We start from the raw sequence: 6,557 nt of genomic DNA, 5'->3' as shown, positions 1-6,557 counted from the left end.
GGAAATTGTTTAGATAATGCTATTATCGAAAACTTCTTTGGAATACTTAAATCAGAATTATTTTATCTAAAGAAATACAAATCAATAGACCAATTAAAAAAAGAGATAAATGAATATATAATTTATTACAATAACGATAGAATCAAGTCTAATTTAAACAAAATGAGCCCGATACAATATCGAGCTCATTATTATCAAAATTAATTATAAATTTGTCTAAACTTTTGGGTGCAGTCTAGATATATGAGACGGCTTTTTTATAAAAAATAGTTAAACCTTTCACATCCTTGGAGAATTACAATTATAAATTTCCTTATTTTTGGAGGATGAAACATATTATACTGGTCTTTTTGTTATTTCCTATTATGATTTGGTCTCAATCCAATTTTGATAAAGCAGAAAAACTGTTTAAAGAGGAAAAGTACGAACAGGCACAATCCCTGTTTGAATCTGTTTTGAAGTCCAATTCTTCAGATTTGAAAACAATCGAATATTTAGGAGATATCGCAGGTTATTATAAATCATGGGATAAAGCGATTGTTTATTACAAAAAACTAAAAATTTTAAAACCTTCAGAAGCCGATTATTATTATAAATATGGTGGAGCTTTAGGGATGAAAGCCAAAGAAACAAGTAAATTCAAAGCGCTTGGTATGATTGATGAGGTCAAAGGTTCTTTTGAAAAAGCGATAAGTCTTAATCCAAAACACATTGAATCACGTTGGGCTTTGATCGAATTATATATTCAGTTGCCGGGAATTGTAGGAGGTAGTGAATCCAAAGCTATAAAATATTCAAATGAATTGTTGCGATTATCACCTGTTGATGGTTATTTGTCCAGAGGTCATATTGAGGAATATTTTAAAAGATATAAAGTTGCAGAGCAACAGTATAAAAAAGCGATACTTATTGGAGGTTCAAAAATAAGTTATCAAAAGCTAGCTAACTTATACAAGAACAAAATGAGAGAGCCAGAAAAAGCAAAATTAGTATTAGAAACCTTTAATAAAAAAAGTTCAAGATAGATTTTAATCTCTCTGGAATTCAACACCATAAACCAAAAATTAGAATGCGTACACATTTTATAGCTATCGGAGGAAGCGCCATGCACAATCTGGCTTTAGCATTACACATCAAAGGGTATCAAGTTACGGGAAGTGACGATGCTATTTTTGAACCATCAAAATCAAGATTAGATAAAAAAGGGATTTTGCCTCCAGAATTGGGCTGGTTTCCAGAAAAAATAACATCAGATATTGAAGCAGTTATTCTTGGTATGCATGCAAAAGCTGATAATCCTGAATTACTAAAAGCTCAAGAATTAGGACTTAAAATATATTCTTATCCGGAGTTCTTGTACGAACAATCCAAAAATAAAACACGTGTAGTTATTGGCGGTTCGCATGGAAAAACAACGATAACTTCGATGATTTTACATGTGATGCATTACCATGATATAGCAGTAGATTATATGGTTGGCGCACAATTGGAAGGTTTCGATACGATGGTACATCTTACGGAGGAGAATGACTTTATCGTTTTGGAAGGAGATGAATATTTGTCTTCGCCAATTGATAGAAGACCCAAATTTCATTTGTATCAACCAAACATCGCTCTAATTTCAGGAATTGCGTGGGATCATATTAATGTTTTTCCAACGTATGAGAACTATGTAGAACAGTTTGAAATTTTTATTGGCAAAATTACCAATGGCGGAATTTTAGTTTACAATGAAGACGATGCTGAAGTAAAACGTGTTTCAGAAGCCGCGACAAACCCAATCCGAAAATTAGCGTATCATACTCCAAAATATGCCGTAAGTGATGGTGTGACACTTCTAGAAACACCAGAAGGCGATATGCCAATTGAAGTTTTTGGAGCACATAATCTTAATAATTTGGCTGGAGCCAAATGGATTTGCCAAAACATGGGAGTCGATGAAGCTGATTTTTATGAAGCCATTTCCAGTTTTAAAGGAGCATCAAAACGATTGGAAAAAATTGCAGAAAGTAAAACAAAAGTTGCCTATAAGGATTTTGCGCATTCACCAAGTAAAGTTGCCGCAACTACTAAAGCGGTTAAAGAGCAATATCCAAACAGAACTTTGGTGGCTTGTTTAGAATTGCATACGTACAGCAGTTTGAATGCGGAGTTTCTAAAAGAATATGAAGGTGCATTAGAATATGCGGATAAAGCAGTAGTTTTCTATTCTCCTGACGCTGTAAAAATCAAACAGCTTGAAGAAGTTACATACGACCAAATTGCTAAATCTTTTAATCGTGAAGATTTAATTATTTATACGAATCCAAAAGATTTCAAAGACTATTTATTTAATTTAAATCTTGAAAATTCTGCTTTGTTGTTGATGAGTTCCGGTAATTATGGCGGATTAAACTTTGATGAGGTAAAGGAATTGGTAAAGTAAAAGTGATATGAGTGATACTATAAGAATTTCTAAAACTACAAGTGAAAATCCCGATTTTATAAATCTCATTGGCGCATTAGATAAAAGTTTGTGGGAGCGTTATCCGGAATTGAAAACAGATTATTGGGGTAATAATATTATTGAATTAAATCCCAATGTTGTTGTTATTTATTTGGAAAACAATCCTGTAGCGTGTGGTTGTTTTAAGGAATACGATAGGGATACAATTGAAATAAAGCGTATGTTTGTTTCTCCTGAAGCCAGAGGAATGGGTTTAGCTCAAAATATTTTACGTGAGCTAGAACTTTGGGCTCATGATTTAGGATATTCATTTTCTGTTTTGGAAACATTATACAAACAAAAGGAAGCCATAGCTTTATATCAAAAAACAGGATATAGCATAGTTGATAATTATGAGCCTTATGTGGGTTTAGAAAATAGTATTTGCATGCGGAAACAAATTTAAATAACAAATGAATGGCTGAAAATTCCTTTTTTCCTATAACGAATTGGTCCGAAGATGATAAGCCACGAGAAAAACTAATGCTGAAAGGCAAAAGTGTTTTAAGTGACGCAGAATTGATTGCCATTTTGATTGGATCAGGAAGTAGAAATGAATCGGCTGTTGATTTGAGTAAAAGGATTTTAGCAAGTGTAGACAATAATTTGAATGCATTAGGAAAATTATCCATTTCGCAATTAATGAATTTCAAAGGCATTGGTGAGGCGAAAGCCATTTCCATTATAGCTGCTTTAGAATTAGGAAGAAGAAGAAGGGCGGAAGATGCGGTAGAATTAAAGAAAGTGACTTCCAGTAAAATCATTTTCGAAATCATGCAGCCTATTATTGGTGAATTGCCACACGAGGAATTTTGGATCATTTATTTGAATAACTCGAATAAGGTTATTTCGAAATCCCAATTGAGTAAAGGCGGTATTACCGGAACATTAGTAGATGTTCGCATCGTTTTTAAAACAGCGCTTGAAATGGGTGCAACCGGATTAATATTGTGCCACAATCATCCATCGGGAACTCTGATTCCAAGTGATGCAGACAAACAGATTACAAGAAAATTAAAATTGGCAGGCGATAGTTTAGAAATAAAAGTACTAGATCATTTGATTGTTACTGAAAAAAACTATTTTAGTTTTGCTGATGAAGGAATATTTTAAAACATAAAATGAAACATACTATAATAACTGATGTTTTCTTTGATTTAGATCATACGCTTTGGGATTTTGATAAAAATTCAGAGTTGACATTCGAGACTATTTTTAATAAAAATCATCCCGCAATTGAAACCAAAGTCTTTATTGAAAAATATGTGCCAATAAACCAAGAATGTTGGAAGCTATATCAATATGATAAAATTACGCATGAAGAGTTGCGTTATAATCGACTTAAGTATTCTTTTGATGCTCTTGATTATTCGATTTCTGACGAGGAAATTGATGCCATAGCAAATGATTATATTCGTTTTTTACCCGAAAACAATCATCTTTTTGACGGGACTTTTGAAGTTTTAGACTATTTGAATCAAAAATATAATCTTCATATAATTACAAATGGATTTGCTGAGGTTCAATACAAAAAGATACATAATTCTAATATTGGGAGTTATTTTCAAACCGTCACAAATTCTGAAATGGCAGGCGTAAAAAAACCAAATCCAATTATTTTTGATTATGCCTTAGATTTGGCCAAAGCCAAAAAAGAAAACAGCATTATGATAGGGGATAGCTTAGATGCAGATGTATTAGGTGCGCTCGACGCTGGATTAGATGCTATTTTTTTTAATGAAAGTAAAATGCATGTTGAAGATCATATTAAACAAATTAATCATTTATTAGAACTTAAAAAATATTTATAAATATGAAAAAGCAATTTCTATTATTGTTATTATTGGTCGTTAGTTATTCCTATTCCCAGTCTGTAAACGATTACAAAGCTGTAATTGTTCCTTTAAAATATGATTTTCTCAAAGGTGAGAACCAATTCCGGTTGAATACATTAACCAAGTTTAATTTAAATAAAGCAGGATTGGTTTCATTTTATGCTAGTGAAACTATACCGGCCGAGTATAATGACAGGTGTAGTTTATTGTATGTTGATGTGGTTAAAGAAAACGGTTTTTTGACAACAAAACTTTTTATAACGTTGAAAGATTGTTACGGAAAAATAATTTTCCAGTCGATAACTGGAAAAAGTAAAGAAAAAGAATATCAGGTTGCTTATACCGAATCATTGAACGAAGCATTTAAATCTGTTTATGATTTGCAATATAAATACAATGGAAGTGCGACAACTAAAGTCCAATCTTCGATGCAAACAGAGATTGTTAAGCCAATGTCATCTCCTATAGCTGTAGTTGCTAATGTAGTAAGTGAGTCTGTTGTGGTTAATACTGTAGTTGCAGATTCTAATTTACTGTATGCACAGCCTACAGCTACTGGTTTTCAATTAATAGATAGCACACCAAAGGTTGTTATGAAGTTATTCAAAACCTCTCAGCCGAATTCCTTTATTGCAATGAAAGACACCGTTCAAGGGTCATTAATTCTAAAAGACAATCAGTGGTATTTTGAATATTATCAAAACGATAAATTAATTTCTGAAAAAGTAGATGTTAAGTTTTAAACTTCAGAAAGCTGTTATCTAAAATAGTTTCATAAAAAAGGTCTTGAGAAATCAAGACCTTTTTTATGAAATTTAATATCCGTATTTATCTTTCCAACGGTTTTTAAGAAATTCTCGGATACTGTTTTCTCTGGAATTGTTCCCAGGAACATAGATAGGTGTTTTGCTTAATGCTTCGGGTAAAAATTCCTGTTCAGCAAAATTATTGGTGTAATCGTGCGAGTATTTGTATTCTTCACCATAGCCTAATTCTTTCATTAGTTTTGTTGGAGCATTGCGTAAATGAATTGGAACCGGTAAATCTCCAGTTTGCTTTACAAGTTGTTGTGCCGTTCCGATGGCTAAATAGGAAGCATTACTTTTTGGGGAGGTCGCTAAATAAACGGCGCATTGGCTCAAAATAATTCTACTTTCAGGATATCCTATTGTAGCAACTGCCTGAAAAGTATTATTTGCCATAATGAAAGCCGTTGGATTAGCATTACCTATATCTTCACTACTTAGAATTAGCATTCTTCGTGCTATAAACTTTACATCTTCTCCGCCTTCAATCATTCGGGCAAGCCAATATACAGCTCCATTAGGATCACTTCCTCGAATGGATTTGATAAAAGCAGAAACTATGTCATAATGTTGTTCGCCGGTTTTGTCATACAAAACGGTATTTTGTTGCACCAAGGCAAAAACACGATCATTTGTAATTATAATTTCGTCTTCATTGGACGCATTTACAACAAGTTCAAATATGTTTAATAGCTTTCGTCCATCGCCACCGGAAAGTCTCAGTAGCGCTTCTGTTTCGCTTAAAATAATATTTTTAGTAGACAAATAGCTGTCCGTTCTCATAGCGCGTTCTAACAAAGACTCTAAATCTTTTTTGGTAAAAGCATTTAATACATATATTTGACAGCGGGAAAGTAATGCAGGAATCACTTCAAAGCTAGGGTTTTCTGTAGTGGCACCGATAAGTGTAATCCACCCTTTTTCTACTGCAGCCAGCAAAGAGTCTTGTTGAGATTTGCTAAAACGGTGAATCTCATCGATAAATAAAATAGGATTTTTAGTGGTAAACAAACCACCGCTTTGCTTCGCTTTTTCAATCACATCACGAATATCTTTTACACCAGAATTGATGGCGCTCAAAATATAAAATGGTCGTTTAGATTCTTGCGCAATAATTTGTGCCAATGTAGTTTTTCCAGTTCCCGGTGGTCCCCAAAATATTAATGAAGGGATGATTCCTTTTGCGATTTGTTGCGTCAATGAACCATTTGGTCCTACAAGGTGGGATTGACTTATGTAGTCTTCTAATTTTTGTGGTCGTATGCGTTCTGCAAGTGGTGCTTCCATAACGTAAAATTACTGTTTTTTTTAATCTGAACTTGTCTTGGATTGTCAAAATTTGTTTCGTTAGGAGCTATTTCCTGCTGTACACTATATCTTTTATATCTCGTTGAAAAAACGAGATATAAAAGGATGCCTCCCGAGACTTCG

General features: G+C 33.2%; 8 protein-coding genes. 7 read left to right on the top strand and 1 reads right to left on the bottom strand.

Features of this window, described 5'->3' with window-relative positions; all coding sequences use genetic code 11:
- From QLS31_RS05655 to QLS31_RS05625, 7 genes are all read left to right on the top strand, one after another.
- A partial coding sequence (locus QLS31_RS05655; protein ID WP_282743053.1) for an IS3 family transposase occupies positions 1–204 on the top strand: 204 nt, incomplete at its 5' end.
- A gap of 122 nt (positions 205–326) precedes the next feature.
- Entirely contained in the window at positions 327–1,025 is a 699-nt protein-coding gene (locus QLS31_RS05650) for a hypothetical protein (protein ID WP_282743052.1), read from the top strand.
- A gap of 44 nt (positions 1,026–1,069) precedes the next feature.
- Positions 1,070–2,425: a Mur ligase family protein gene (locus QLS31_RS05645; RefSeq protein WP_282743051.1), complete on the top strand. Its 1,356-nt coding sequence runs from the start codon at positions 1,070–1,072 to the stop codon at positions 2,423–2,425.
- A gap of 7 nt (positions 2,426–2,432) precedes the next feature.
- Positions 2,433–2,891 (top strand): GNAT family N-acetyltransferase, encoded by a 459-nt coding sequence (locus tag QLS31_RS05640; RefSeq protein WP_282743050.1) that lies wholly within the window; start codon positions 2,433–2,435, stop codon positions 2,889–2,891.
- An 11-nt stretch (positions 2,892–2,902) separates the two neighbouring features.
- Positions 2,903–3,598 (top strand): DNA repair protein RadC, encoded by a 696-nt coding sequence (gene radC / locus QLS31_RS05635; protein ID WP_282711790.1) that lies wholly within the window; start codon positions 2,903–2,905, stop codon positions 3,596–3,598.
- Positions 3,599–3,606: 8 nt separating this feature from the next.
- Positions 3,607–4,296, top strand: coding sequence for a YjjG family noncanonical pyrimidine nucleotidase (locus QLS31_RS05630; RefSeq protein ID WP_282711788.1), 690 nt, complete (start codon positions 3,607–3,609; stop codon positions 4,294–4,296).
- Positions 4,297–4,298: 2 nt separating this feature from the next.
- Positions 4,299–5,063 carry a hypothetical protein gene (locus tag QLS31_RS05625; RefSeq protein WP_282743049.1) on the top strand — a complete coding sequence of 255 codons (765 nt, stop codon included), beginning with the start codon at positions 4,299–4,301 and terminating at the stop codon, positions 5,061–5,063.
- A gap of 72 nt (positions 5,064–5,135) precedes the next feature.
- Here QLS31_RS05625 and QLS31_RS05620 read toward each other — a convergent pair whose 3' ends face one another.
- Positions 5,136–6,413, bottom strand: coding sequence for a replication-associated recombination protein A (locus tag QLS31_RS05620; RefSeq protein ID WP_282743048.1), 1,278 nt, complete (start codon positions 6,411–6,413; stop codon positions 5,136–5,138).
- Positions 6,414–6,557: the final 144 nt, after the last annotated feature.

The organism is Flavobacterium sp. XS2P24 (assembly GCF_030010285.1).
GTDB classification, from domain to species: Bacteria; Bacteroidota; Bacteroidia; order Flavobacteriales; family Flavobacteriaceae; genus Flavobacterium; species Flavobacterium algoritolerans.
Note: the sequence above shows the minus strand (reverse complement) of the source record. Positions and strands in the feature narration are given on the sequence as shown.

Excerpts from the sequence above, each read along its gene's own strand:
- QLS31_RS05625 (WP_282743049.1), top strand. The coding sequence starts at position 4,299 with ATGAAAAAGCAATTTCTATTATTGTTATTATTGGTCGTTAGTTATTCC.
- QLS31_RS05640 (WP_282743050.1), top strand. The coding sequence starts at position 2,433 with ATGAGTGATACTATAAGAATTTCTAAAACTACAAGTGAAAATCCCGAT.
- QLS31_RS05630 (WP_282711788.1), top strand. The coding sequence starts at position 3,607 with ATGAAACATACTATAATAACTGATGTTTTCTTTGATTTAGATCATACG.
- QLS31_RS05650 (WP_282743052.1), top strand. The coding sequence starts at position 327 with ATGAAACATATTATACTGGTCTTTTTGTTATTTCCTATTATGATTTGG.
- QLS31_RS05620 (WP_282743048.1), bottom strand. The coding sequence starts at position 6,413 with ATGGAAGCACCACTTGCAGAACGCATACGACCACAAAAATTAGAAGAC.
- radC (WP_282711790.1), top strand. The coding sequence starts at position 2,903 with ATGGCTGAAAATTCCTTTTTTCCTATAACGAATTGGTCCGAAGATGAT.
- QLS31_RS05645 (WP_282743051.1), top strand. The coding sequence starts at position 1,070 with ATGCGTACACATTTTATAGCTATCGGAGGAAGCGCCATGCACAATCTG.